The organism is Shinella sp., from assembly GCF_049651085.1.
In the GTDB taxonomy this organism is placed as follows: domain Bacteria; phylum Pseudomonadota; class Alphaproteobacteria; order Rhizobiales; family Rhizobiaceae; genus Shinella.
Genome location: NZ_JBASBL010000009.1, coordinates 179,468 through 205,527, shown reverse-complemented (window position 1 = coordinate 205,527; position 26,060 = coordinate 179,468). Strand labels below are relative to the sequence as shown.

Genomic DNA, 26,060 nt, shown 5'->3' with positions numbered 1-26,060 from the left:
CTTCATGAAATCTGGCTGCGTCCCGTGGCGATAATAAGGTCGCCGAGGCGCTCGAGATAGAGCGCGCCGTCCACAGTGCGCTTGATGATGACGTTGCGGCGATCACGCTCGTCGCGCACGCGGGTGACCAGCCCCTGCTCGCCCATCGTGTCGAGCGCGCGGGTGATGACCGGCTTGGTGACGCCGAGCTTGGCCGCCAGCCCCCGCACGGTGTGCGGGGGCGGCACGAGATAGATTTCGAGCAGGATGGCGAGTTGGCGCAGCGTCAGGTCGCGCCCGTCCTGGTGGACCTGCCGCACGGTCACCGCGTGCCAGAGGCTCAGCGCCTGCGAAGGGCTCAGGTCTACCGTCACGGCTCGCTCCTTCCGGGCGCTGTTGGACGCAACTCCGTATTTCGTTACGCTACCGTATCATTCGCCCGAAGGAAAGTGACCGCTCACGCGGTCACGCCGCGCAGGTGGTGGTAGAGCGCGCGGATCGCCTGCGCCTCGCCGCCGACAGGCGAATGCGGCCGCTCGGCCGGAGCCCAGGCGAAGATGTCGAAATGCGCCCAGTGCCGGTTGCGCGTGACGAAGCGCTTGAGGAAGAGCGCCGCTGTGATCGAGCCCGCCATGCCGCCTGCGGGCGCGTTGGTGAGGTCGGCGATGCGGGCCGATACGTCCTTGTCGTAGCCCATATAGAGCGGCATGCGCCACATCGGGTCATCCACCGCAAGGCTCGCCTCGGCAAGGTCGTGGGCAAGGTCGTCGTCGTCGGTGAAGAAGGGCGGCAGGTCCGGGCCGAGCGCGACACGGGCCGCGCCCGTCAGCGTCGCCATGTCGATGATGAGGTCGGCATCCTCCTCGTCGGCATAGGCAAGCGCGTCGGCCAGAATCAGCCGGCCCTCGGCATCGGTATTGTCGATCTGCACGGTCAGGCCCTTGCGGCTCCTGTAGATGTCGCCGGGACGGAAGGCATTGGCCGAGATGGAATTCTCGACGACCGGCAGCAGCACGCGCAGGTCCACCTTCAGCTTGGCGTCCATGATCATCAGCGCAAGGCCCATGACATTCGCCGCCCCGCCCATGTCCTTCTTCATCAGGAGCATGGAGGCAGCCGGCTTGATGTCGAGGCCGCCCGTATCGAAGCAGACGCCCTTGCCGACGAGCGTCACGCGCTTGTGGCCCTTCTTGCCCCAGGTGAGTTCGAGCAGGCGCGGCGCCTGTTCCGAGGCGCGCCCGACCGTGTGGATGAGCGGGAAATTCTGCTTGAGGAGATCGTCGCCCGTGACGACGGAGACCTTGGCCTTGTAGTGCGCCCCGAGCTTGCGGAAGACATCCTCCAGCGCCTCCGGCCCCATGTCGTTGGTCGGCGTGTTGACGAGATCGCGCGCAAGGAAGACGCCGGCAAGCTGGCGCCTGATATCGGCCGCGTCGGCGTCGGAGGGGATGAGCAGGGTCGGCGCTTCGCAGGTGGAGGCCTTGTAACGCTCGAAGCGGTAACTGCCGAGGCCGTAGCCGAGCGCCAGCCGGTTCGCCGTCAGCGGCGCGGTCTCGATATGCCAGTCGCCGGCGGGAAGCGAGCGTGCGAGCTTGCCGGTCAGGAACGGTGCGTCGGACGGGTTCCTGCCGAGGCCGAACAGCGCGCCGCCAAGATGCCCGTCCGCCGTCGGCACCATCAACAGCGCGCCAGCATCCGCCTTGAACCCGGCCTTCTTCGCCCAGTCGAGCGCGATCGGATCTATCGTCCCGGTCTCGATATGGGCCGGCGTGATCGCGAAGATCGGCAGCGTCTTGCCGCCTTTCGTATTGAAGGGAGAGGGCCGGTCGATGAACTGGAAGGGAGCCATGGCGGAACCTTTGGGAAGAGCTTCAGAATCAGGCGATTAACACTCTGTTAGGGTTAACAGATTATTGCTGGAGCGGAGATTGCGGCGTGATTCTTAACCGTCGCGAGATGCGGAAATCGCTTCGGGGACTTGATCATGGCCACTTCCGTTCCGTCACTTCGCTCGGCGCTCCTGAGAGGCGCGGCACTGATCGCGATCGGCGTCGCGGTGGCGGGTTGCGCCGGAAAGAGCAACCTCACCACCGGCTCCATCGCCAAGACATCCAAGCCCGTCGGCGAGATGAATGCAACCGAGCTGCGCAGCGCCGCCGACAGCATCGGCCGCGCCTACGAGAAGAACCCGAGGGATGCCGCGACCGGTATCAACTATGCCAATGTGCTGCGCATGAACGGGCGCAACGATCAGGCGCTCGCGGTCATGCAGCAGGTCGCCATCACCAATCCGAACAACCGCGAGGTGCTTGCCGCCTATGGCAAGGCGCAGGCCGCCGCCGGCCAGCTCGAAGAGGCGCTGAACACGATCCTCCGCGCCCAGACGCCCGACCGGCCGGACTGGCGGCTGAAGTCGGCGGAAGGCGCGATCCTGGACCAGCTCGGCCGCGCGCCCGAGGCGCGCCAGCGCTACCGCGAGGCGCTCGACATCCAGCCGAACGAATCCTCGATCCTGTCCAATCTCGGCATGTCCTATGTGCTCGCCCGGGACCTGAAGACCGCCGAGACCTACCTGCGCTCGGCCGCCAACCAGCCCGGCGCCGACAGTAGCGTGCGGCAGAACCTTGCCCTTGCCGTCGGCCTGCAGGGCCGCTTCCAGGAGGCGGAAACCATTGCGCGCCAGGAACTGACGGCTGCCCAGGCCGAAGCCAATGTCGCCTATCTGCGCGCCATGCTGTCCCAGCAGAATGCCTGGAAGAAGCTCGCGGCCGACGACAGCCGCAACACGAACTAACCCCGCGTCCCTCCCAAGACGCCAACGCCCCGGCCGACAGCATCGACCGGGGCGTTTTCTTGTGTTCGATCCCGTGTGATTAGAACGTATCGGCGACCTGAATACCGGCCGGGCCGAGGATGACGGCGACCAACACGGGCAGGAAGAACAGGATCATCGGCACGGTCAGCTTGGGCGGCAGGGCCGCGGCCTTCTTTTCCGCCTCGTTCATGCGCTGGTCCCGGCATTCCTGCGCCAGCACGCGCAGCGCCTGGGCGAGCGGCGTTCCGTAGCGCTCCGCCTGGATGAGAGCCTGCATCACCGAGCGGACCGTATCGAGACCGATGCGTGCTCCAAGGTTTTCATAGGCCTGGCGGCGCTCCTGCAGGAAGGAGAGTTCCGCCGTGGTAAGCACCAGTTCCTCGGCAAGCTCCGGCGAGGCCAGGGCGATTTCGTCCGCCACGCGCTTGAAGGCGACCTCGATGGAAATACCCGATTCCACGCAGATCAGCATGAGGTCGAGCGCATCCGGCCAGGCCCTGCGGATTGATTTCTGGCGCTTCGTCACCTTGTTGGAGATGAAGATATTGGGCGCATAGAAGCCGAGATAGGCGGCGGCGATGGTCGCCAGGAGACGCATCGGCAGCGGCTTGTCGCCCAGAACGCCGAGATAGAAGATGTAGAAGGCAGCCAGCAGCAGGAAGACGAAGGGCAGCACGAAGCGCGCGAACAGGAAGACGTTGAGCGAATTCTGCGAGCGATAGCCAGCCTGCCGCAGCCGGTTCATCGTATTGGCGTCGACCAGCGCCTCGCGCAGGTTCAGCCGCTCGACGACCTGGCGCACGGACGTGTTGTGCTGTGCGCGCAGCGACGCCTTGCTCTGCACGCCCTCCGCATTGAGGCGGGCGCGCTCGCGGGCGCGCATCTGCTCGCGCTCCAGCGCCACCGACTTCATGCGCTTGTCGAGATCGCCGCGATCGAAATAGGGAACCGCGAGCGTATAGAAGGTGGCCAGCACCGCGATCATGACGAAGGCGGGGAGCAGGATGGCGGGATCGGTAAGCATGGCGACCATGTTTGTCGGCCCCCTAGATGTCGAAATTGATCATGTTGCGCATCACAAGGATGCCGATGGACATCCAGACGGCGGAAATGCCGAGGATGAGGTGGCCGCGCGGATCCTGGAACAGGACCATGATATAGTCCGGCGACGTCAGGTAGACGAGCAGCGTCACGATGAACGGCAGCGCCCCGATGATCGCGGCCGAGGCCTTTGCCTCCATCGACAGCGCGCTGACCTTCGCGCGCATCTTGCGGCGTTCGCGCAGCACGCGGGAAAGGTTGCCGAGCGCTTCGGACAGGTTGCCGCCGGCCTGGCTCTGGATGGCGATGACGATCGCGAAGAAATTGACCTCCTGCAACGGCATGTTGGTGAACATGCGCGCGCAGGCTTCCGGCACGCTGAGGCCGACCTGCTGGGATTCGACCACCTTGCGGAACTCGCTCTTCACCGGCTCCTGGCCTTCGGCCGCGATCAGCCGGAGGGCGTCCGTCAGCGGCAGGCCCGACTTGATGGAGCGCACCATGACATCGAGCGAGTTGGGAAACTCCTCGAGGAACTTGTTCAGCCGGCGCTTGATGAGAAAGCCGACGAACCACCGCGGCAGGCCTGCGGCCGCGATGAAGGCGACGCCGAGCGAAACGAGAAGCCCCATGCCCGCGATGAGCGCGACCACGAAGGCGAACAGGCCGAAGACCGCGCTGAAGACATAGAATTTCGCCGGGGTGATCGAAAGGCCGGCCTGGATGAGCTTCGCCTTCAGCGTCGTGGCGACACGCTTGGTCTGCTCCTGCTGTTTCTTTTCGAGGTCCTTCAGCGAATCCTGCACCGACTTGCGGCGCTTGGACATTTCCTGCACGCGGTCGCGCGCAGCCTTCGCCTTGCCCTGTTCGGTCTCGGCAGACTGCACCCGGCGAACGCGGCTTTCCGTCTTCTTCTCCGCCTCGATGCGAGAATAGAGCAAACCATAGGCAAGGCCGGCGGTGGAGAGCGCCGCCAGCGCGAAGATCGCCACGATGTTGATATCCAGTCCGAACATCTGCGCCCCGCCCGCCGCTTACGGCTTCTCCATTGCGTCGAGCGTTGCCGCCAGTCGCTTGTCCTCGTTGAAATAGCGTGCGCGATCCCAGAAATGCGGCTTGCCGATGCCGGTACCCGTATGCTGGCCGATGATGCGGCCATTGGCATCTTCGCCCTGCATCTCGAAACGCATCAGGTCCTGGGTGACGATGACATCGCCTTCCATGCCGACCACTTCGGTGATGTGGGTGATGCGGCGCGACCCGTCGCGCAGGCGCGACGCCTGAATGATGACGTCTATCGAGCCGGCGATGATTTCGCGTACGGTCTTCGCCGGCAGCGTGTAGCCGCCCATGGCGATCATCGATTCCATACGGCTGAGGCATTCGCGCGGCGTGTTGGCGTGAATCGTGCCCATGGAACCGTCGTGGCCGGTGTTCATCGCCTGCAGGAGATCGAAGACCTCCGGTCCGCGCACTTCGCCGACGATGATCCGTTCCGGGCGCATGCGCAGGCAGTTCTTGATGAGATCGCGCATGGTGATCTCGCCCTCGCCTTCGATATTCGGCGGGCGGGTTTCGAGGCGCACGACATGCGGCTGCTGGAGCTGGAGTTCGGCCGAATCCTCGCAGGTGATGACCCGCTCGTCCCGGTCGATATAATTCGTCAGGCAGTTGAGCAGCGTGGTCTTGCCCGACCCCGTACCGCCCGAGATGACGAGATTGCAGCGCACGCGGCCGATGATCTGGAGAAGCGTGGCGCCTTCCGGCGTGATCGAGCCGAACCGGACGAGCTGGTCGAGCGTCAGCTTGTCCTTCTTGAATTTACGGATGGTGAGCGCGGTGCCGTCGATGGCGAGCGGCGGGGCGATGACGTTGACACGCGAGCCGTCCGGCAGGCGCGCGTCGCAGATCGGGCTCGATTCATCGACGCGGCGGCCGACCTGGCTGACGATGCGCTGGCAAATCGAGAGAAGCTGGGCGTTGTCGCGGAAACGGATCTCCGATTCCTGCACCTTGCCGGCCACTTCGATATAGGTCTTGCCCGCCCCGTTGACCATGATGTCGGCGATGTCGTCGCGCGCCAGAAGCGGCTCCAGCGGACCATAGCCGAGAACGTCGTTGCAGATGTCGTCGAGCAGCTCCTCCTGCTCGGAAATCGACATCGCGAAGTTCTTGATCGTGATGATGTCGTTGACGATATCGCGGATTTCCTCACGCGCGCTTTCCGTGTCGAGCTTGGCGAGCTGCGAGAGGTCGATTGTGTCGATAAGCGCGGAGAAGACCTGGCTCTTCGTGTCGTAGTAGTCCTCGGTGCGGGCCACGCGGCGGCGTGCGGCAGCCGGCACCGCCACCGGCGGTGGTGCGGGTTCAAAGGCAGGCTGCAGCGCCGGCGCGGCGGCGGCCTGCCGCTCCATCGTTACGGTCGTGGCGGCCGCAGGCTCGACGTGGGTCGCCTGACCTGTCGCACCGCTCTTGCCGAAACCCTCATTGCCACGTCTGCCGAACATGCCGTTTCATCCAGTTGTTGCGCCGCGTGCGGCTTACTTGCGACCGATGAGGCCAAGCATCTTGCCGAGCCCGGCCTTCTTGGGTTTCTTCACCGTCGCGCGGCCCGTCACGAGATGGGCGATCTGCGAGAAGGTTTCGGCGGTCGGGGATTTGCGATCCATCTCGGCGATCATGCGGCCGCTATTGGCGGCCGAGCCGAAGAGCTGCGCATCGAAGGGAATGATCGCGATCGGCTCGATGCCGAGCGGCTCGCAAAAGTCGCCGGGCGCGATTTCCGGGCGTTTGGGCATGCCGACCTGGTTGAGGATCAGATGCGGCGGCTTGTCGTTCGGCCGGAGCTTCTTCAACGCATCGAGCATGTTCTTCGCGTTGCGCAGGTTGGCAAGATCCGGCACCGCCGTGATGACCAGCTCGTCCACCTCGGACAGCAGCGTTCGCGTCCATTCCGACCAGGCATGCGGCACATCCAGCACAGTGACCGGCGCACTGCGCTGAAGCACCTCGATAACCGGCTGGAACGAGCCGCGCTCGAGATCGTAGGCACGGTCGAGCATCGACGGCGCCGCAAGCAGAGAAAGATGCTCCGAGCACTTCGTCAGCAAGCGGTCGAGGAACACTTCATCGAGGCGTTCCGGCGCATAGATCGCCTCGGAAATGCCCTGCGGCGGGTCCTGATCGAAGTCGATATTGGCCGTGCCGTAGGGCAGGTCGAGATCGGCGAGGATGACTTCGGTCTGGAACAGGTTGGAAACGTCGAAGGCGCAATTGTGGGCGATCGTCGAGGAGCCCGAACCGCCCTTGGCGCCGATGAAGGCGATGGTGCGGCCCAGCGGCTCTGCATCCGGATCGATGAAGATCGCCGCCATGGCGTTCATCACCTCGGCCATGCCGATCGGCCCGACCAGATATTCGGAAATGCCGTTACGGATGAGCTCGCGGTAGAGCGCGATGTCGTTATAGCGCCCGACAATGACGACCTTCGTGCTCGGATCGCAGACTTCGGCGAGTGGCGCAAGCTCCTCCATGATGGAGTGCGGCTCCGTCGAAGTTTCGAGGATCAGGAGGTTCGGCGTCGGCGCAGAGGCGAACATGTTGGCCGCCGCCGTGATGCTGGCGCTCGATATGCGAAGGCTCGCCTTCGCCATGCGCCGGTCCTGCCCACACCGTTCCATCGTGCGCAGCATCGCTTCGCTCTCGCAGAAGGCATGCACGGAAATGCGCGGCAGCGGGCGCACGGCCTCGATGTCCGCCGGCCGGACGGCATCGTCGACCTGATCGCGCGCAACCCCATTGTCGAACGTGTAATCAACCGTGCTCATGACGTACCTGACCTGGCTGGATAAAGGTGGGCATCACTGCATCTCCTTCAGTTCGGTATAGGCGCCGCGGTAGCGATCGAGCACCTGGCCACGCTGCGTGGCGTCCGCCGGGGTCATGCGGCGCGGGCCGAGAAGGTCGTTCGGATCGGCGATCTGGGCGGCGAGGTTGTTCTGCGTCGCACAGCCGAAATTGTAGTAGTTCTTGTTCTCGTGGGTGTTGACCACGAGGTCGTCCGGCCACTGGCCGCAGGCCGGCGTAGAGGCGGCGATCGCATAGTAGGCAAGGCGGATGGGCGCAGCCTCGTCCAGATTGCCGGCGTAGCTTTCGACGATCACCTTGCTCGCCGGAACACCATGCCGCGTGGCGATCTTGCGGATCTGCCGGCCGGCGACGGTCGTCGCGGCGTCGTTGCGCGATCCACGCGGCAGGATGATGCGGAACGTGCCGGACGAAGCGACCGAATAGCCGGAGACGAAGCCGGCAACCACCTCGCTCTGGCCACGCGTCAGCTGGCTTGCGCCGGTGGCGACCGGAATGTCGATCGTCCGCTCCTGCTCGCCGACGACGATCGGATGGCGCGTGCGGTAGTCATCGGGCAGCGAGCCTGTTGTCGACCGGTCCGGGTTGGCGCATCCCGAAGCGACCGCGATGAGGGCCGCCATTGCAAGGAGCGTGACATTGCGCCCGGCGTAATTGCTGGGGCGAGCGTTCTTTCTGGTGGAATGCATTTGGTTTGCCATGGGCTGGACCCGTTCCTTCGTCACATCGCACCCGATCATTTGTAGATAAACCCGACGCTGCCTTCGTAGCGCTGGACCGGCAGGTCGCTCTTCCTGCCGTAAATCCGGTTTACCTGGCCAAGGAACACGCTTGCGGCATCATTGGCCGGATTGAAGTTGTCGTCCGGCCGCGCCAGCGCGTTCCTGCTCACCGGTTTGACCAGATAGGGGGTCGCGATGATCACCAGTTCCGTCTCGTTGCGCGTGATGGTTTTCTGACGGAAGAGCGCGCCGAGGACCGGCACCTTGGAGGCGACAGGCGTGCCGGACATGGTCTGCTCGACGTCGTCGTTGATGAGGCCCGCCAGCGCGATGGAACCGCCCGACGGCAGTTCCACGACCGTTTCGGCGGAGCGGCGGCGATACTCCGTTCCGGTTGTCGAGGCCACCGGTTCGGAAACCTTCGTCTGGATGCGCAGGCCGATACGGCCCGAGGAAAGCACGGTGGGCGTGAAGCCGAGCGAAATGCCGTACTGGTAGGTTTCTATCCGGACACCGCCGTCGCCATCGGGTACGGAGTAGAGCCGTTCGCCGCCGGAATTGAACGTCGCCGACTGACCGGAAACCGCCGTGAGCGTCGGCTCGGCCAGCGTACGGATCGCCTTGGCCTGCTCGAGCGCGCTCATCATCGTCCCGATGCCGAGCTTGCCGATATTGCCCGCAATCGTACCGGTTACACCAGTGGCATCCGTGGCAAATTGCAGGACATCGAGGCTCGAACCGGACGCGCCGGGAATGCGGCGGAACGCATTGTCGAAACCGAGCTGTTTCAGCACTTCGCGGCGGATTTCCGCAACGGTGACCTTCAGCGTGACCTGATCCTCGCCCTCGATCTGCAGCATGTTGATGATCTGGGAGTTCTGGCGGGCTTCCCCGAAGATCGCTGCATCGCCATTGTTTCCTTGCGCGGTGATGTTGCGTGTCGTCGCTTCGCCGCCCTTGAGGAAGATCGTGGCGATTTCTTGCGCCCGCGTGGCATCCTGCGGCGTGCGCACGGAACCGCTCAGCACGATATTGTCCGAGATGATCTCGACCTGGATGTCGGACTCGGGAATGAAGCGGCGCAGGTTTGCCTGAAGCCCGCTGACATCGCGTTCGACACTGAGATCGATGCTGACGATCTCCTCGCCGTTCGGGCCGAAGACAAAGATATTGGTCTGGCCGACTTCCTTGCCGAACAGATAGATGCGGCGCGAGGTGCGCGTGACTGCATCGGCCTTCACCGGATCGGCGACGAGAATGTCGTGCGCATCGCTCGGCAGGTCCACGACAAGCGCCTTGTTGAGGCCGAGCTTGACGGACTTGCGGGCGCCGGGTCCGCTTTCCTGAATGCGCAGGATGGATGAGGTCGCCGCTTCGGCGGACGCACCGGTGACGAGGGCGACGGGCAGGCCCCCAACCGCCATGCAGAAGCTGATCCCGCCGGCGACAGAAGCCTTGAAAGTCCTTGCGATTCCAAACACGGTCAGCTCCTGGTCATTACTGCGCTGCGGCAGGGGTGTTGCCGTTGACGATTGTGCCGGTCTTGATCACCTGAACCTGCGGCCGGCCCTCACCGCCGCTGAGCAGGTATTCTGCTGCACCCGTATCGGGCTCCTGAGCGTCGGCGACGCTGCGCAGCGCCAGCGACAGGCGCTCAGCCATCTGCTGCACGACCGAGATCACCTTGGTCTGGTCAGGCGTGAGCTCGAGCGTGGCCGTCGTGCCGACGACAGCCTTGGAGCCATCCGGATTTTCCTGGATTTGCTGGTCGATCGCGAGCACGCGAACGTTGGAGAGCACGGTTTCGGTGAGATAGGCGCCAGCATCGCCCTTGCGCACCATGATGACGTCAACGCGGTCGTTCGGCAGGATAAAGCCACCGGCGCCGGTCGAAACCGAAATTTCCGTTGCCACGGCCCGTTTGCCGGAAGGCAGAAGCGACGACATGATGCGGTTGGACGAATCGGCGATCTTTTCCTGACGGATCGGCTCACCGTTGAAGATCGGCATGCGGGTGATCGCACCGTTCAGGGTTTCCATCGCATCCGGCCGGGCCTGATCGGTGATGAAGCCTTCGACGATCGACCCCTGCGGCCAGGCCGCCCAGGCGATCACTTCGGGATTGAGCCGCGCGCCGACCGGCAGGCTTTCCTTGGCGACGAGCACGTTGATGGTGGGCTCGCGCTCGACGACCCTTTCGGTCTCCACCACGGACACGCCGTTGCCGCGAGCGATCTGCAGGGCGAGGAAGCCTGCGACGCCCGCCGAAACGACGGCCACTGCCAGAATGATGATTCGCGCCGGTTTCATGTGGCTTCCCTGAACTGCGGACTTTTCTATCCGCCCACATTGACCGGCAATGGTGTAATTATGGTTAATAAGCGCCTTACGGGTATGGTTAACAGCCGATTGACAAAAACAGGCCGGCACGTCTTCGCACCGGCGCTCAACCAATCTGTGGTTTCACCTGAAGGGAGAGGCAGTCAGCCGCCGAGGGCGGCAAGCATCAGCGGCGAGGAGGGGTAGGCCATGAAGGCCGCAACGCCGATCGCGATGCCGTAAGGCACCTTTTTCGCCAGCACGATATGTGCGGGAATGGGCAGGCCGCTCGCAAGGATCGTGTTCGTATGGGCGCGCAGGGCCAGGATCGCCATGGTCAGGACCCCGCCGACGAACGACACATAGATCAGGAATTCAAACAGGGAGAAGGTCATTCCGAACCAGACGGCACTCGCCGTCAGGAGTTTTGCATCACCGCCGCCCATGATGTTGAGAGCGAAGAGCGCAAAGCAGACGGAAAAGACGATCAGGCCGGCGGCCAGGTGCATGGCGATATCCGTCAGGCCGAGGCCGGCAAGCGGAGCCACGACGACGAACGAGGCCAGCAGGATCGCCGAAACCCGGTTGGGAATAAGCATGGTCAGGAAATCGGAACAGGCCGCGACCGCAAGGCAAAGCGGGAAAACCACAAAGATGATGGCTTGGGTCAATACTGCCTTCCCCGGCGCGGTGCGCAAAAACTTCCTGCAGAAATAGAACGCCGCCGGTTTCGGCGGCTTTCTGGTGTGAGCCACTCAGGGAGCGGTGTAGGTGTCGGATACGCTTTTGGCGTCTTCTATCTTACCAGAAATTGCAGAGAACGTTTCATTCAGCGTGTCGCCGAGCGACGTCGCACCAGCGATGAGGGCGACGGAAATCAGGGCGGCGATCAGGCCGTATTCGATGGCGGTTGCGCCAGATTCGTCCTTCACAAGGCGAGCGAAAATCTTGGTCATGGCATTCCCTAGCTCCGCGATATTGGTGCAGTACGCCCGTCAACCGGTTCCGTTGCTCGGATGAATGCAACCTACAGGCAGTCCATTTCCACCACTTTAAGGAAGATGGTAAACAATCCATCACACGGAACTACCAAATCTATGGTTTCCAATTGGTTATTTCGCTTGTGACCGCGTATTTCCCTACGTTTCTCACCCTTCTCTTGAAAATGAACCACTGAACGCGAGGGTTGAAATGAGAATACGGCAGGCTCCCTTAAAGCTTCATTCACCATTCCCGGCGATGCTGCTTTCTGTTTTCATGTGGGATGACTGTTTATGGGACGCGATCGGACCTTCGCTATGAGTGCGGCAAAGCTTGCATTGGCCACTCTGGTCATGCTGCCAGTCGCCGCCAATGCCCTCGCGGAAGAACAGTTCCTGCGCGTCCACATGGATCATGCCCGCGTGTTGCGGCTCGACCGGCCCGTCAGCAAGGTGATCATCGGCAATGCGGAGGTCGCCGATGCGACGGTGGCCGATGCCCAGACGATCGTCCTCACGGGCCGCAATTTTGGCACCACCAACCTCGTTCTCCTCGACGCTGACGGCAATGCCATTGTCGACGAGCGCATCCTCGTGTCCATCGACGAAGGCAACACTGTGCGCGTGTTCCGGCAGACAGATCGCTCCGTGCTCTCCTGTACGCCGAATTGCGAAGAGCATGTCACCAAATCCGGCAACGGCAACTGAGCCGCCGCGCTTTCGCACGTATGAATACGGGAAACCTTTCAAGCTTCCGCTCCTCGCACACGAAATATAAACGGTCTGCCGCCTAGTCTCGTCGGCTGGAGCATTTGGGAACGGATCGCGATGCCGCTCGATCATGACGCAACCACTCGCCGTCGGCCGATGAAGAGCCTGTTCGGCCGCCTCCTCGCCCGTCGCGACGGCGCGACCGCCATCGAGTTCGCGATCCTCGCCATTCCCTTCTTCGTCATCGTCTTCGCTTCGATCGAAACCTTCGTGGCCTTTACCGGCGAGCAATTGCTGGCCAACGCCACCGAGACGATGGCGCGCAAGATCCGCACCGGCGAAATCCGCCCCGGCACATCGGCGCAGCAACAGGAGCAAGAATTCAGGACAGCGTTCTGCGAAGAAATCAAGATCCTGATGCGCTGCTCGGCGGAAGAGATTGCCACCCCAAACAAGCTCTTCCTCGATGTGCGTCACTTCCCGGACTATGCGAGCATTCCGGCAACCGTTCCCCTTATTGACACCGACCTCGATACAAGTGGGTTCAAGATTGACCCCGGCGGCAAGAAGTCGATCAACATCGTCCGCGCCTACTATCGCTGGGATATCGTCACCGATCTCGTGCGCCCGCTGCTCTCCAACATCAAGACGCAGAACGGCTCCAGGCAGAACTACCTGATGGTGGCGACCGCTGTCGTGCAGAACGAGGACTATCCATGACGGAACGGATCGCTTCGTCACCGGTGGCCGCAAGGGATAAGGTATTGCAGGGGCGCGGCCTTCTCATGCGCATGCGCCGTTTCCTCACCGACCGCCGGGGCGTCGGTGCGATCGAATTCGCCATCGTCGCGCCGCTGATGATCATGGCCTATATCGGCGCCTTCGAGATTTCCGTCGCCGTTTCCATGTCGCGCAAGGTCAGCCGTGCATCCAGTACGGTTTCCGATCTTCTGACGCGGAGCAAGACGACAAGTGCGACGACGCTTGCCGCTATGACGGACGTTACGAAAAACATCGTCGCACCGTTCTCCCAGGACGGCCACACGCTGAAGATTACCGGCATCGCGGTCAACGCTGCGGGACAAGCGACCATTGCCTGGTCACACGGCGCGGGAGCGGACGCCGCCTATGCCAAGGGAGCGGCTGTAACGTTGCCCAAGGACATGACCGCCACGAGCACTTTCCTCGTTCGCACGGAGTACGCCGTGCCGCACACGATTCTTCTCATGGCGCCGGGCCTGTCCGCCGACCTTAGAAAGTTCGATCTCAAAAGAACGAGCTTCTTCCGCCAGCGCGAGGGCGACGGGATCACCTGCAGCGGCTGCTGACGGCTTTTCACGGCGCGATTTCTCTTGAACCCTTTGTCATGCGCGTGTCATGTCAGACGGATGATGCGGACAGACGGCAGGTGAATCATGGCGCGGGCCTTTCTCTTCGTTCTCGATTCCTTCGGTATCGGCGGCGGCCCGGATGCAGCAGCCTTCGGTGACCTCGGCGCCGACACGCTCGGCCATATCGCCGAATTCTGCGCGGCAGGCGCCGCCGACCGGACAGGCCTGCGGCAGGGCCCGCTGAAACTTCCCAACATGTCGGCCCTCGGCCTCCTGCATGCCGCGCGCGCCGCGACCGGCCGGTTCCCGCCGGGCATGGACGTGCCGCAGCGCGTCTTCGGCTATCATGGCGCCGCCAGCGAAGTCTCGAACGGCAAAGACACGCCATCCGGCCATTGGGAGATCGCCGGCACCCCCGTCACCTTCGACTGGGGCTATTTTCCATCGGATGGCGACGCCTTCGAGCCGGAGCTGGTCGAGGCGATACGTGCTGCCGGCAACGTGTCGGGCATAATCGGCAATTGCCATGCTTCCGGTACGGACATCATCGCAAGATACGGCCTGGAGCACATCCGCACGGGAAGGCCGATCTGCTACACCTCGTCCGATTCCGTCTTCCAGATTGCCGCGCATGAAGGCCGCTTCGGCCTCGACCGCCTGCTCGCCCTTTGCCAGAGCGTGCGGAAAATCCTCGACGAACGGCCGGGCGGGCGCATCGGCCGGGTCATTGCACGCCCCTTCACCGGCGAGACGCCGCAAACCTTCGAACGTACCGGCAACCGCCGCGACTATTCCGTGCTTCCGCCCGAACCGACCCTGCTCGACCGGTTGACCGATGCCGGCCGCACCGTGCACGCCGTCGGCAAGATCGGCGACATCTTCGCCCACCAGGGCATCGGCACGCTCACCAAGGCGAACGGCAACATGGCGCTTTTCGAGGCGACGCTGCGCGTTATGGACGAGGCGAAGGACGGCGATCTCGTCTTCACCAACTTCATCGATTTCGACATGCTGCACGGCCACAGACGCGACGTCGCCGGCTATGCGGCCGCCCTTGAAGCCTTCGACCGGCGCCTGCCGGAAGTCGACCGCAAGCTGAAACCGGGCGACATCGTCATCCTTACCGCCGACCACGGCTGCGACCCCACCTGGCGCGGCACCGACCATACGCGCGAGCGCGTGCCCATCATGAGCTTCGGCCCCGGCATTCGTTCGCGCCTGATCGAGACCCGCACCACTTTCGCCGATATCGGAGAAAGCATCGCCCGCCATCTCGGCATTCCACCAGGCCCCCACGGAAGGAGCTTCCTGTGACGAAAACCCTGCCCAAGGCGGAGCTGCACTGCCATATCGAGGGCGCGACGCCCCCCGGCCTGGCGCTTGCCCAGGCCGAACGCTACGGCATCGATACGTCCGGCTTCATCCGGGACGGCGCCTATGCCTGGCAGGACTTCACCAGCTTCGTTGCAAGCTACGATGCGACCGCCAACCTCTTCCGCACGCAGGAGGATTATGCGCTGCTCGCCGAAACCTACCTGACCGAGATCGCCGAGGCCGGTGCCATCTATAGCGAGCTGATCGTCTCGCCGGACCAGGGCGACGCCGTCGGCATCGGCGCCGACGCCTATGTGAACGGCCTTGCCGAAGGGGCCGAACGGGCGAGAGAGAAGACCGGCATCGAGACGCGCCTGATCATCGTCGGCATCCGCCATTTCGGTCCGGAGCGCGTGGTGAAGGCGGCGGAGTATGCCGCGCGCCGGGCGCATCCGCTGATATCAGGCTTCAACCTTGCCGGCGAGGAACGCATGCACCGCGTCGCCGATTTCACGCGCGCCTTCGATATAGCGCGCGATGCCGGCCTCGGCATCACCATCCATGCCGGTGAACTGTCCGGCGCCTTCAGCGTGGGTGACGCGCTCGACCATGTCAGGCCCTCGCGCATCAGCCACGGCGTGCGCGCCATCGAGGATGCCGATCTCGTAAAGCGGCTGGCGGATGAGGGCGTGGTGCTGGAAGTCTGCCCGGGCTCGAACATCGCGCTCGGCGTCTTCCCGGATTTTCAGCGCCATCCGCTGCGGGCGCTTCACGAGGCTGGCGTGCGCGTCACGCTCAATTCCGACGATCCGCCATTCTTCCATACGTCACTGGCGCGCGAATACGAGATCGCCTCCAGCGTGATGGGCTTCAGCGATGAGGACATAATCGGCATGACGCGGACGGCCATCGAGGCCGCCTTCGTCGACGAGCCGACGCGGCAGCGGCTGCTTTTGCGCCTCTGAGGCACAAGCTGGCTGGGGAAGTTGCCCGCGGCCGGCTCTCTTCTCTTGCGGGGCCCTGCCGTTCCGTGGAAAAAGAGGTGTTCTCTTACTTTCGGAAGGTTGGCCATGGACGGCGTCACAGTCATCGATCACCCGCTCGTGCAGCACAAGCTGACCATCATGCGCAAGAAGGAAACGTCCACGGGCAGTTTCCGTCGCCTGCTGCGCGAAATCTCCACCCTGCTCTGCTATGAGGTCACGCGCGATCTGGAACTGACCACCGAGCGCATCGAGACGCCGATGGAAGAGATCGACGCTCCCGTTCTCGAAGGCAAGAAGCTGGTCTTCGCCTCGATCCTTCGCGCCGGCAACGGCCTTCTCGAAGGCATGCTGGAACTGGTGCCGTCGGCCCGCGTCTCCCATATCGGCGTCTACCGCGACCACGAGACGCTGGAGGCGGTCGAATATTTCTTCAAGGCGCCTGACAGCATCGATGAACGCCTCGTGATCGTCGTCGACCCGATGCTGGCGACCGGCAACTCGGCGATCGCCGCCATCGACACGCTGAAGGGCCGCGGTGCGAAGAACATCCGCTTCCTCTGCCTGCTGGCTGCGCCCGAAGGCATCAAAAGCTTCCGCGCACACCATCCGGACGTGCCGGTCTACACCGCCTCCATCGACCGCCAGCTCAACGAGAAGGGCTATATCGTGCCCGGCCTCGGCGATGCGGGCGATCGCATGTACGGCACGAAGTAACGCCTTAACCGGCCATTTACCAAGCCGCGCGAAGATCGTGGAGAGGGACGCCATCAGGCGTCCCTTTTGCCTTCCGTTAGCCGGATGCGTGCTATTTCGGGACAAATCCTTCCGGAGACTGTCCCATGTTCGTTCGCAGCCTTGTGTTTGTCGTCGGCTCCGTCATTGCCGCCGCCACCTTCGTGCCCGGCCTTGCGACCCGCTATCTCGAAGAAAGCAAGACGCCCGACGTCAGGATCGAGAAGGTGGCCGTCCAGACCGGACAGGGCGCGGCGCGCTATACCGGCAATCGCAGCGCCGTGATCAGCGCCAATACGGATGGCCATTTCACCGGCCTCTTCGCCATCAACGGCCGCAAGGAAGAAGGCATGGTCGATACCGGCGCCAGCATGGTCGCCCTCAACGTCTCGACGGCGCAGCGCATCGGCATCGACAAGGCAAGCCTCGATTTCCGCTATGCCGTCGATACGGCCAACGGCAAGACGCGCGCGGCCTATATCCGCCTCGACAAGATAGAGATCGGCCCGGTTCGTATCGAGAATGTCGGCGCGATGGTGCTCGACGACAAGGCGCTGTCCGGCACACTGATCGGCATGAGCTTCCTGAAAGGGCTTACCTCCTACAAGGTGGAAGAGGGCCGGCTGCACCTCACGCGCTGATGCGCGTCAGAATATCGGATGATGCCGCCGGCGCCTCGGGCGCGATCCGGTAGAGGCTGGCAAGACGCTCCATGGCGCGCGCCGCATCCGCCTCGCTGGCCGCATGCACGCGGCCGATCTCCACGCCCTTTTCCACCTTCGTGCCGAGGGGCAACAGCCGGTCAAAGCCGACGCGATGGTCGATCGCATCGTCCGGCCTGGTGCGCCCGCCGCCAAGCTCGATGACGGCAAGTCCCACGCCCCGCGTATCACAGGAGACGAGATAGCCGCCATCAGCGGCCCTGACCGGACGGATGACCGGGGCGGGCACCAGATAGCGATCCGCTTTCTCCACGATGTCGGACGGCCCGCCGAGGGCATGCACCATGCGGCCGAGGGTTTCGGCCGCCGCGCCGCTGGCAAGCGCCCTGCCCGCCTTGGCTTCGGCCACGGCCAGATCCGTCTCCTGGCCTGACAGGACAAGCATTTCCGCCGCGAAGGCGAGTACGACGCGCTCCAGCCGCGTGCCGGCCTTCTCGCCCTTCAGGAAGGCGATGCAACTGGCGATCTCGACGGCATTGCCGGCCGCATCCGCCAGCGGCTGGTTCATGTCGGTGATGAGAGCAGCGGTCTTGACACCCGCACCGTTGGCGACTTCCACCAGCGAGCGGGCCAGCGTCTCGGCCTCGGCCGTATCCGTCATGAAGGCCCCGTTGCCGACCTTGACGTCCAGCACCAGCGACTGGAGACCGGCTGCGAGCTTCTTGGAGAGGATCGAAGCGGTGATCAGCGGGACGGAATCGACCGTCGCGGTGACGTCGCGGATCGCATAGAGGCGCTTGTCGGCCGGGGCGAGATCGGCCGTCTGGCCGATGATCGCACAGCCGATGTCCTGCACGGTGCGGCGGAACAGGTCGGCGGACGGCATGATCGTATAGCCGGGGATCGCTTCCAGCTTGTCGAGCGTGCCGCCCGTATGGCCGAGCCCGCGGCCGGAAATCATCGGCACGGCAAGGCCGCAGGCCGCCGCGATCGGCGCCAGCATCAGCGAGACATTGTCGCCGACGCCGCCGGTCGAATGCTTGTCGGCAACCGGCCGGTCGATGCCCGACCAGTCGAGCGTGTCGCCCGAATCGCGCATGGCAAGCGTCAGCGCCACCGTCTCGTCGCGCGCCATACCGTTGAAGCAGACCGCCATGGCGAAGGCCGCCACCTGCCCCTCGGAGACGCTGCCATCCGTGATGCCCGCAACGAAACGGGCGATCTCCTCGCGGGAAAGAGGCTGGCCGTTCCGCTTGCGGCGGATCGTCTCCTGCGGGAGCATTCTAATAGCTCGCCGGCGCTGACGGTGCGGACTGGCCACCGAGCACGGTGAGGATATCTGCGAGCAGGCCCGAAGCACCGAACCGGAAGGTCTTTGGCTTCGCCCAGTCGTCGCCGAGGATGGTGGCCGCGAGCGCAAGATAGTCCGCCGCATCGCCCACTGTGCGCACGCCACCCGCCGGCTTGAAACCGACCGGCTTGCCGCTGGCCTTGATGGCGTTCAGCATGACCTCGGCGGCTTGCAGGGTGGCGTTGACGGGAACCTTGCCGGTCGAGGTCTTGATGAAATCCGCGCCGGCGGCAATCGCAAGGTCCGAGGCCTCGCGGACCAGCGCCGGATCCTTGAGTTCGCCGGTTTCCAGAATGGTCTTGAGGATGACGGGCGGTGTGCAGGCGGCCTTCACCGCAGCCACCATCTCCGTCACGGCCGCTTCGTCGCCGGCAATGAAATCGCGGTAGGGAATGACGAGATCGATCTCGTCGGCGCCGTCGGCAATCGCCTGCTTCGTCTCGGCAACCACTTTGGAAACGACGAGCTCGCCGGAGGGGAAGTTGACGACCGTGGCGATCTTCACCGCATGACCGGCGCCGAGAATGCCGCGGGCCTGCGCCACGAAGCGCGGCCAGATGCAGATGGCGGCCGTCGTGCCGAAGGGCGTCTGCGCCTGCGCGCAGAGTTTTTCGATGGCTGCGGCATCGCAGGTGTCCGTGAGGTCGGTCAGGTCGAGCAGCGAGAGCGCCTTCCTCGCGGTCTCCTTCTTGCGGTCCTCATGCATGTTCATCGCCTCCGCCCGCGATCATTTCGGAAAGGATCGCGGCAAGCCGCTTCCCGCCGATCGGGGCCATATCCTTGGTTTCGTGATGGCTGAGTTCGGCGCCCGTCATGCCGGCGCCGTAGTTGGTGATGACCGAGGCGGCTGCGACCTTGAGGCCGAGATGGCGCGCGATCAGCACCTCCGGCACGGTCGACATGCCGACGGCATCCGCGCCGAAGACGCGCGCCATGCGGATTTCCGCCGGCGTCTCGAAGCTCGGGCCGGAGAACCACATATAGACGCCGCTCGAAAGCGGAATGTCGAGCCGTTTGGCCGCCGCGTCCATGCGGGCCGCAAGATCGGCATCGTAGGCGTTGGTCATGCCGACGAAGCGGTCGTCGCTGTCGAGGCCGATCAGCGGGTTCGTGCCGGAGAAATTGATGTGGTCGGCAATGCGCATCACCGAGCCGGGCGGCATGTCCTGGCGCAGCGAGCCTGCCGAGTTGGTGAGGATCAACGAGGTGACGCCGAGCCCCTTCAGCACCTCGATGGGCGTGCGCATGGCATTGGCATCGCCCCGTTCATAGAAGTGCACGCGGCCGGACAGCATGATCACCGGCACCGCGCCCAGATGCCCGATGACCAGCTCGCCGGCATGGCCGGAGACGGAACTGACCGGAAAGCTCGGCAGGTCCGAATAGGAAATGCGCAGCGGGTTTTCGACCGCGTCCACCAGCGAGCCGAGGCCGGAGCCGAGCACGATGCCGTAGCGCGGCGCCACGTCGCCGAGACGGGAGAGCAGGAGGTCGGTGGTCTGGACGCTCATCCGAGGATATCCGTCGAAAAACCGTGCGGCAGCAATTCTTCCATGGTCATGGTCTTCTTCACCCCTGTCTCGTCGCACAGATAGATCGGCGTCCTGGCCGTGGCGAACTCCGCGATCTTCTGGCGACAGCCGCCGCAGGGCGGGCAGAGCGGCAGTTTTTCCGCAATGACCGCCATTTCGACGATCTTCTTCGCCCCGCCCATGATCATCATGCTGATCGCGGTCGGCTCGGCGCACCAGCCCTGCGGGAAGGACAGGTTCTCGATATTGGCGCCGGCATAGATCCTGCCGTCCTCGGCGCGGATCGCCGCGCCGACCGGGAACTTGGAGTAGGGCGCATGCGCAAGGCTCATTGCCGCGCGCGCCGCCTCGAAGAGGTCGTGGGACATTCTAGCGCTCCTTGACGTAGGGCACGCCGCCGGCCTTCGGCGGAATGGCCTTGCCGATGAAGCCCGCAAGCAGGATCACCGTGAGGATATAGGGCAGCGCCTGCATCAGCTGTACCGGCACCTTGCCGATCAGCGGGAAGGCGTAGCCCTGGTAGCGGATGGCGAAGGCATCGAGGAAGCCGAAGAGCAGGCAGGCGAAGAGGATGTTCTTCGGCCGCCACTTGGCGAAGATCAGTGCGGCGAGCGCGATATAGCCCTTGCCCGCCGTCATGCCCTTGGTGAAGCCGGCATTGGCCGCCAGCGAGAGATAGGCGCCGGCAATGCCGCACAGGATGCCGCAGCAGATGACCGCGCGGTAGCGCAGCCAGATGACCGAGATGCCGGCGGTATCGACCGCGCCCGGATTTTCACCGACGGCGCGCAGCCTGAGGCCGAAGCGCGTGCGGTAAAGGATCCACCAGCTGAGCGGCACCATCAGGAAAGCGAGATAGGTGAGCGGCGAATGGCCGGAGAGCAGGTTCGAATAGAGCGGGCCGAGGATCGGCACCTCGCGCACGCTATCTGCAAAAGGCAGCTGGATCGTGCCGAAGCGGCCATCGGCGGAGAGCGCCGGCGTGCGTCCGCCCTGACGGAACCACGCCTCGCCAAGGATCACCGTCGAGCCGGCGACGACGAAGTTGATCGCAACGCCCGAGACGATCTGGCTGCCGCGCTGGGTGATCGAGGCGTAGCCGTGCACCAACGCGAGCAGGACCGAAACGAGAATGGCGGCAAGCAGGCCCATATAGACCGACTGGGTGATATAGGCGACGGAGCCGGCGGCGAAGGCCGCGCCCAGCATCTTGCCCTCAAGGCCGATGTCGAAGACGCCGGCCCGTTCGGTGAAGAGACCGGCAAGGGCGGCGAGGATCAGCGGCGTCGAGACGCGGACGGTGGACTGGGAAAGCTCGATGAAGGTCTGGAAGAAATCCATGGCGATCAGGCTCCCTTGGTGGCGGCGACGTCGCGGCCCTTGGGCGAAAGCCCGACGATGATGCGCGTGATGGCCGGACGGAACATGTGTTCAAGCGCGCCGGCAAAGAGGATCACCAGCCCCTGGATGATGACGATCATGTCGCGGGAGATCGAGGGCATCTCGAAGGAGATTTCCGCGCCGCCCTGATAGAGCATGCCGAAGAGCAGCGCGGCAGGAATGATGCCTGCCGGGTGCGAGCGGCCCATCAACGCCACCGCGATGCCGACGAAGCCGGCGCCCTGCACGAAATCAAGCTGCATGCGGAACTGCTCGCCCATGATCGGGTTCAGCGCCATCATGCCGGCAAGGCCGCCGGAAATCATCATGGCGATGACGATGATGCGCGCCTCCTTGATGCCGGCGTAGCGCGCGGCCTCCGGGCTGTGGCCCATGGTGCGCATCTCATAGCCGAGCCTGGTGCGCCAGATCAGCACCCAGACGCCGAAGGCGGCGACAAGCGCCAGCAGGAAGGAAATGTTGAACGGTGCGGTGCCGACGGAAAGGCCGAAGATCGACATCAGCCAGTCGAGCTTGGGCAACTGCCCGCCGGTCTCGAAGGTGCGGGTTTCGAGCGACATGGAGCCGAGCGGCTTGAACACCTTGTTGAGCAGGTAGTTCATCAGGCTCGCGGCGATGAAGTTGAACATGATCGTCGTGATGACGATGTGGCTGCCACGCCTGGCCCGCAGCCAGCCGGGGATCACCGCCCAGAGCGCGCCGAAGAATGCAGCGCCCAGGATGGCGATCGGGAAGACAAGATACCAGGGCAGCGTGCGGTCGAAGGCAAGGCAGGCAAGCGCCACGCCGATGCCGCCGATATAGGCCTGCCCCTCGCCGCCGATATTGAACAGGCCGCAATGGAAGGCCACCGCCACGGCAAGGCCAGTGAAGATGAAGGTCGTCGTATAGTAGAGCGTGAAGCCGATATATTCGCCGCGGCCGAAGGCGCCGTTGATCATGTGATAGGCGGCTTCCAGAGGGCTTTCGCCGACGATCAGCACGACGAGACCGGAAATCAGGAAGGCGACGGCGAGGTTGATCAGCGGGATCAGGCCGTATTCGGCCCAGGCCGGCAGTTTCGCATAGGGAACACTCATTCCGCGGCCTCCTTCCGGCCTTCCACACCGGCCATCAACAGGCCGATTTCTCCTTCGGTGGCGTCCGGCGTGCGCTCGCCGACAACCCGGCCGGCAAACATCACCAGAATGCGGTCCGACAGCGCGCGGATTTCGTCGAGCTCCACCGAGACGAGCAGCACCGCCTTGCCCTGATCGCGCATTTCGATGATGCGCCTGTGAATGAATTCGATGGCTCCGACATCGACGCCGCGCGTCGGCTGGCCGATGATCAGCACGTCCGGCCCGCGCTCCATCTCGCGCGCCAGCACGATCTTCTGCTGGTTGCCGCCCGAAAAATTCGCGGTCTTCAGCCGCGGGTTCGGCGGGCGGATGTCGTAGGCGGCGATCTTCGCTTCCGCATCGGCGCGGATGGCGTCTATGTCGAGAAACGGGCCTTTGCGGTACTTCGGATCGTCGTGATAGCCGAGGATGGCGTTCTCGCTCTCCTCGAATTTGAGGACGAGGCCGACATGGTGGCGGTCCTCCGGCACGTGGGCAAGGCCGCGCTTGCGCAGCTGCGCCGGGTCGGCATGGCCGGTCACGTCGATTTCGCTGCCGTTGAGCAGCACTGTGCCGGATTGCGCGCGGCAGATGCCGGCGATCGCTTCCAGCAATTCCGACTGGCCGTTACCGGCAACGCCGGCAATGCCGACGATCTCGCCGGCGCGGATGTCGAAGGAGACGTCATCGACCATGGTCACGCCGCGGCTGTCGCGCACGGTGAGGTTTTTCACCGAAAGCTTGACGTCGGCCGGCCTGGCCTCGCCCTTCTCGACACGCAGCAGCACGCGGCGGCCGACCATCAGCTCGGCCAGCTCCTCGACGGAAGTATCCTTCGTGGTGCGCGTCGCGACCATCTCGCCGCGGCGCATGACGGAGACCTCGTCGGTGATCGCCATGATCTCGCGCAGCTTGTGGGTGATGAGGAGAACCGTCTTTCCCTGATCCTTCAGCTGTTCGAGGATGCGGAAAAGGTGGTCGGCTTCGGGCGGCGTCAGAACGCCCGTCGGCTCGTCCAGAATGAGAATGTCGGCCTTGCGGTAAAGCGCTTTCAGGATTTCCACGCGCTGCTGGATGCCGACCGGCAGTTCCTCGATCACCGCATCGGGATCGACCTCCAGCGCATATTCCTTCTCGAGCCGCTTCAGCTCTCCACGCGCCTTGGTGATGCCGGCATTGAGGATCTGGCTTTCCTCCGCGCCGAGCATGATGTTTTCCAGCACGGTGAAGTTTTCCACCAGCATGAAGTGCTGGTGCACCATGCCGATGCCGGCCGCGATGGCGGCATTGGGGTCGCGGATATTGACCTTGCTGCCGCCGATCAGGATGTCGCCGCGATCGGCCTGATAGAAGCCGTAGAGGATGGACATGAGGGTGGACTTGCCGGCGCCGTTTTCGCCGATGATACCGTGAATGGTGCCTTTTCGGACCTTCAGGTTGATGTTCCGGTTGGCGTGGACGAGGCCGAAGCTCTTGTCGATGCCCTTCAGTTCGATTGCCAATTCGCTCATGACGATCCACTCTTACGGGGATTTGGGGCCGACAGCCGTCCGGCCTGCCGGTCTTAGTCTTGTTACTTCCGAAGCGCTTGTCCAGCCCGATTGCGGGCGCGGGCCCGCGCCGCTATAGCTCACGCCGCCGGCCCTGATCGACGAGGATTGCCATGACCACGCCCGCCCATCCCGACGAGACCCAATCCCAGCGCCTTGCCAGCCTGGAGGAGCATATCGCCCATCAGGCCAATACGATCGAGGAGCTTTCCGACCAGCTCGCCGAACAATGGCGCGTGGTCGAGCAACTGCGATCAAAAGTCGACCGGCTGACGGAACGTTTCCTCGCGCTGGAAGAGGGAGCCCTCGAAGCCCCGGCCATCACGCGCCCGCCGCACTATTGAGGCCATTTCGGCAAGCGCGCGCAGCGGTTCAGCGTTCGGGGAATTGGGTCAGGCAAAACAGGCGTCCTTGAAGACGGAATCGGCCCGTCTGCTTGCGCAAACGGGCCGTTCAATGCCGCTTAGTAGGGGCAGGTTTCATCCGACATGTAGTCGTGCACCTTCACGGCGCCCGAGATGATGTCGGCGCGGGCCTTGTCGATCGCAGCCTTCATTTCCGGCGTAATGAGCGCCGCGTTGTTCTCGTCCATCGCGACGTCGACGCCATTTTCCTTGAGGCCGAGCACGTTGACGCCGGGCTGGAACGTATCGTTCTTGGCGGTCATGAAGGCATCGTAGACGGCGACGTCGACGCGCTTGACCATGGAGGTCAGCACCTTGCCCGGATGCATGCCGTTCTGGTTGGAATCGACGCCGATGCCAAGCTTGCCGGCATCGACGGCAGCCTGCAGGACGCCGACGCCCGTGCCACCGGCGGCGTGGTAGACCACGTCCGAACCCTGGTCGAACTGCGACTTGGCGATTTCACCGCCCTTGACCGGGTCGTTCCAGGCATCCGGCGTCGTGCCCGTATAGGCTTCAAGGACGTTGTAATCCGGTCCAAGCGACTTGGCGCCGCCGATATAGCCGCAGGCGAACTTGTGAATCAGCGGGATGTCCATGCCGCCGACGAAGCTGACGGTCTTCGACTTCGACGCCATGCCGGCCAGGATACCGGCGAGCCAGCCGCCCTCTTCTTCCTTGAAGACGATCGAGCGGATATTCGGCTTGTCGAGAACCATATCGATGACGGCGAACTTGGTGTCCGGATATTCTACGGAGACCTTCTCAAGCGCAGCGGCCCAGGAAAAGCCCGCCATGACGATCGGATTGTTGCCATCACCGGCGAAGCGGCGAAGCGCCTGTTCGCGCTGCGCGTCGTTGGCGATTTCGAAGTCGCGGAATTCGATGCCGGTCTCGGCCTTGAACCTTTCCGCGCCATTATAGGCTGCCTCGTTGAACGACTTGTCGAACTTGCCGCCAAGATCGTAGATGATCGCCGGCTTGATATCCGCGGCGAGCGCGCTTGCCGACATGGCGGCCGTGGCGAGAACGGTGAGAAGGGTTTTTTTCATTGTGCAGCCCTGTTCGCTATTGATCTTATAGGGACCTTCCGCGTGGGCGCTCGCAAAGCGCGCAACGGAGCCACCGACCCTTTCCCCTGGGTCAGGCTGGCGGCATCCTTGCACGGCTCCGGGAAAAATTCACCAGAATTTTTTCAGTTGGTAAAAAATATGAACCGCTGCGAAGCGGGGGGTTAAACACCCGTTCGCAGCGGCGCCAGCC

The 26,060-nt window shown here is 63.8% G+C and carries 28 protein-coding genes; 9 read left to right on the top strand and 19 right to left on the bottom strand.

Annotated elements, in window-relative coordinates:
* Positions 1–2 precede the first annotated feature (2 nt).
* Both WA950_RS06245 and WA950_RS06240 read right to left on the bottom strand, forming a co-directional pair.
* A complete protein-coding gene (locus WA950_RS06245; protein ID WP_424550826.1) occupies positions 3–353 on the bottom strand; it encodes a MarR family transcriptional regulator in 351 nt (116 codons plus the stop codon).
* A gap of 83 nt (positions 354–436) precedes the next feature.
* Entirely contained in the window at positions 437–1,828 is a 1,392-nt protein-coding gene (locus WA950_RS06240) for a leucyl aminopeptidase family protein (protein ID WP_424550825.1), read from the bottom strand.
* Between the two features lie 135 nt (positions 1,829–1,963).
* Between WA950_RS06240 and WA950_RS06235 the strand changes: the two genes are divergently transcribed.
* Positions 1,964–2,773 (top strand): tetratricopeptide repeat protein, encoded by an 810-nt coding sequence (locus WA950_RS06235; RefSeq protein ID WP_424550824.1) that lies wholly within the window; start codon positions 1,964–1,966, stop codon positions 2,771–2,773.
* A 79-nt stretch (positions 2,774–2,852) separates the two neighbouring features.
* On the opposite strand, the gene WA950_RS06230 is transcribed toward WA950_RS06235, so the two are convergent.
* The 9 genes from WA950_RS06230 to WA950_RS06190 all read right to left on the bottom strand — a co-directional run bounded on the left by WA950_RS06230 (position 2,853) and on the right by WA950_RS06190 (position 11,699).
* On the bottom strand, positions 2,853–3,827 hold the full coding sequence (locus tag WA950_RS06230) for a type II secretion system F family protein (RefSeq protein ID WP_424550823.1): 975 nt from the start codon (positions 3,825–3,827) through the stop codon (positions 2,853–2,855).
* Between the two features lie 13 nt (positions 3,828–3,840).
* Positions 3,841–4,851, bottom strand: coding sequence for a type II secretion system F family protein (locus tag WA950_RS06225; RefSeq protein ID WP_424550822.1), 1,011 nt, complete (start codon positions 4,849–4,851; stop codon positions 3,841–3,843).
* 18 nt (positions 4,852–4,869) lie between these two features.
* Positions 4,870–6,342 (bottom strand): CpaF family protein, encoded by a 1,473-nt coding sequence (locus WA950_RS06220; protein ID WP_424550821.1) that lies wholly within the window; start codon positions 6,340–6,342, stop codon positions 4,870–4,872.
* A gap of 33 nt (positions 6,343–6,375) precedes the next feature.
* On the bottom strand, positions 6,376–7,662 hold the full coding sequence (locus WA950_RS06215; RefSeq protein WP_424550820.1) for an AAA family ATPase: 1,287 nt from the start codon (positions 7,660–7,662) through the stop codon (positions 6,376–6,378).
* A gap of 33 nt (positions 7,663–7,695) precedes the next feature.
* Positions 7,696–8,403: a CpaD family pilus assembly protein gene (locus WA950_RS06210; protein WP_424550819.1), complete on the bottom strand. Its 708-nt coding sequence runs from the start codon at positions 8,401–8,403 to the stop codon at positions 7,696–7,698.
* Between the two features lie 35 nt (positions 8,404–8,438).
* Positions 8,439–9,905, bottom strand: a complete 1,467-nt coding sequence (locus WA950_RS06205) for a type II and III secretion system protein family protein (RefSeq protein ID WP_424550818.1) — start codon at positions 9,903–9,905, stop codon at positions 8,439–8,441.
* A 16-nt stretch (positions 9,906–9,921) separates the two neighbouring features.
* Positions 9,922–10,734 carry a Flp pilus assembly protein CpaB gene (gene cpaB / locus WA950_RS06200; RefSeq protein WP_424550817.1) on the bottom strand — a complete coding sequence of 271 codons (813 nt, stop codon included), beginning with the start codon at positions 10,732–10,734 and terminating at the stop codon, positions 9,922–9,924.
* A gap of 173 nt (positions 10,735–10,907) precedes the next feature.
* Positions 10,908–11,414, bottom strand: coding sequence for an A24 family peptidase (locus tag WA950_RS06195; protein WP_424550816.1), 507 nt, complete (start codon positions 11,412–11,414; stop codon positions 10,908–10,910).
* Positions 11,415–11,498: 84 nt separating this feature from the next.
* Positions 11,499–11,699 (bottom strand): Flp family type IVb pilin, encoded by a 201-nt coding sequence (locus WA950_RS06190; RefSeq protein ID WP_424550815.1) that lies wholly within the window; start codon positions 11,697–11,699, stop codon positions 11,499–11,501.
* 378 nt (positions 11,700–12,077) lie between these two features.
* On the opposite strand from WA950_RS06190, the gene WA950_RS06185 reads away from it, so the two are divergent.
* The 7 genes from WA950_RS06185 to WA950_RS06155 all read left to right on the top strand — a co-directional run bounded on the left by WA950_RS06185 (position 12,078) and on the right by WA950_RS06155 (position 17,438).
* Entirely contained in the window at positions 12,078–12,431 is a 354-nt protein-coding gene (locus WA950_RS06185; protein WP_424550992.1) for a pilus assembly protein N-terminal domain-containing protein, read from the top strand.
* A gap of 120 nt (positions 12,432–12,551) precedes the next feature.
* Positions 12,552–13,154, top strand: a complete 603-nt coding sequence (locus WA950_RS06180; RefSeq protein WP_424550814.1) for a TadE/TadG family type IV pilus assembly protein — start codon at positions 12,552–12,554, stop codon at positions 13,152–13,154.
* The gene (locus tag WA950_RS06175; RefSeq protein WP_424550813.1) at positions 13,151–13,762 is read left to right on the top strand and encodes a TadE/TadG family type IV pilus assembly protein; all 612 of its coding nucleotides are present in this window, start codon (positions 13,151–13,153) and stop codon (positions 13,760–13,762) included. Before WA950_RS06180 ends, WA950_RS06175 begins: the two co-directional genes overlap by 4 nt.
* Before the next feature lie 87 nt (positions 13,763–13,849).
* A complete protein-coding gene (locus WA950_RS06170) occupies positions 13,850–15,079 on the top strand; it encodes a phosphopentomutase (RefSeq protein ID WP_424550812.1) in 1,230 nt (409 codons plus the stop codon).
* Positions 15,076–16,044 (top strand): adenosine deaminase, encoded by a 969-nt coding sequence (locus WA950_RS06165; protein ID WP_424550811.1) that lies wholly within the window; start codon positions 15,076–15,078, stop codon positions 16,042–16,044. Before WA950_RS06170 ends, WA950_RS06165 begins: the two co-directional genes overlap by 4 nt.
* 105 nt (positions 16,045–16,149) lie before the next feature.
* On the top strand, positions 16,150–16,779 hold the full coding sequence (upp, locus tag WA950_RS06160) for a uracil phosphoribosyltransferase (protein WP_424550810.1): 630 nt from the start codon (positions 16,150–16,152) through the stop codon (positions 16,777–16,779).
* Positions 16,780–16,904: 125 nt separating this feature from the next.
* On the top strand, positions 16,905–17,438 hold the full coding sequence (locus WA950_RS06155; protein WP_424550809.1) for a TIGR02281 family clan AA aspartic protease: 534 nt from the start codon (positions 16,905–16,907) through the stop codon (positions 17,436–17,438).
* Here the strand turns inward: WA950_RS06155 and deoA are convergent.
* From deoA to WA950_RS06120, 7 genes are read right to left on the bottom strand one after another with little or no spacing between them, the layout of a single operon-like run.
* Positions 17,428–18,747, bottom strand: a complete 1,320-nt coding sequence (deoA, locus tag WA950_RS06150; RefSeq protein WP_424550991.1) for a thymidine phosphorylase — start codon at positions 18,745–18,747, stop codon at positions 17,428–17,430. The genes WA950_RS06155 and deoA overlap by 11 nt on opposite strands.
* Positions 18,743–19,522 (bottom strand): deoxyribose-phosphate aldolase, encoded by a 780-nt coding sequence (gene deoC, locus WA950_RS06145; RefSeq protein ID WP_424550808.1) that lies wholly within the window; start codon positions 19,520–19,522, stop codon positions 18,743–18,745. The genes deoA and deoC overlap by 5 nt, the downstream gene beginning before the upstream one ends.
* Complete coding sequence (locus WA950_RS06140) at positions 19,509–20,321, bottom strand: purine-nucleoside phosphorylase (protein ID WP_424550807.1); 813 nt, start codon at positions 20,319–20,321, stop codon at positions 19,509–19,511. The genes deoC and WA950_RS06140 overlap by 14 nt, the downstream gene beginning before the upstream one ends.
* A complete protein-coding gene (locus WA950_RS06135) occupies positions 20,318–20,710 on the bottom strand; it encodes a cytidine deaminase (RefSeq protein WP_424550806.1) in 393 nt (130 codons plus the stop codon). The genes WA950_RS06140 and WA950_RS06135 overlap by 4 nt, the downstream gene beginning before the upstream one ends.
* 1 nt (position 20,711) lies before the next feature.
* Entirely contained in the window at positions 20,712–21,683 is a 972-nt protein-coding gene (locus WA950_RS06130; protein ID WP_424550805.1) for an ABC transporter permease, read from the bottom strand.
* 5 nt (positions 21,684–21,688) lie between these two features.
* The gene (locus WA950_RS06125; RefSeq protein ID WP_424550804.1) at positions 21,689–22,822 is read right to left on the bottom strand and encodes an ABC transporter permease; all 1,134 of its coding nucleotides are present in this window, start codon (positions 22,820–22,822) and stop codon (positions 21,689–21,691) included.
* Positions 22,819–24,354 (bottom strand): ABC transporter ATP-binding protein, encoded by a 1,536-nt coding sequence (locus tag WA950_RS06120; RefSeq protein ID WP_424550803.1) that lies wholly within the window; start codon positions 24,352–24,354, stop codon positions 22,819–22,821. Before WA950_RS06120 ends, WA950_RS06125 begins: the two co-directional genes overlap by 4 nt.
* Before the next feature lie 152 nt (positions 24,355–24,506).
* Between WA950_RS06120 and WA950_RS06115 the strand changes: the two genes are divergently transcribed.
* Positions 24,507–24,737 carry a SlyX family protein gene (locus WA950_RS06115; protein ID WP_424550802.1) on the top strand — a complete coding sequence of 77 codons (231 nt, stop codon included), beginning with the start codon at positions 24,507–24,509 and terminating at the stop codon, positions 24,735–24,737.
* A 119-nt stretch (positions 24,738–24,856) separates the two neighbouring features.
* On the opposite strand, the gene WA950_RS06110 is transcribed toward WA950_RS06115, so the two are convergent.
* Positions 24,857–25,849 (bottom strand): BMP family lipoprotein, encoded by a 993-nt coding sequence (locus WA950_RS06110; RefSeq protein WP_424550801.1) that lies wholly within the window; start codon positions 25,847–25,849, stop codon positions 24,857–24,859.
* Positions 25,850–26,060 lie beyond the last annotated feature (211 nt).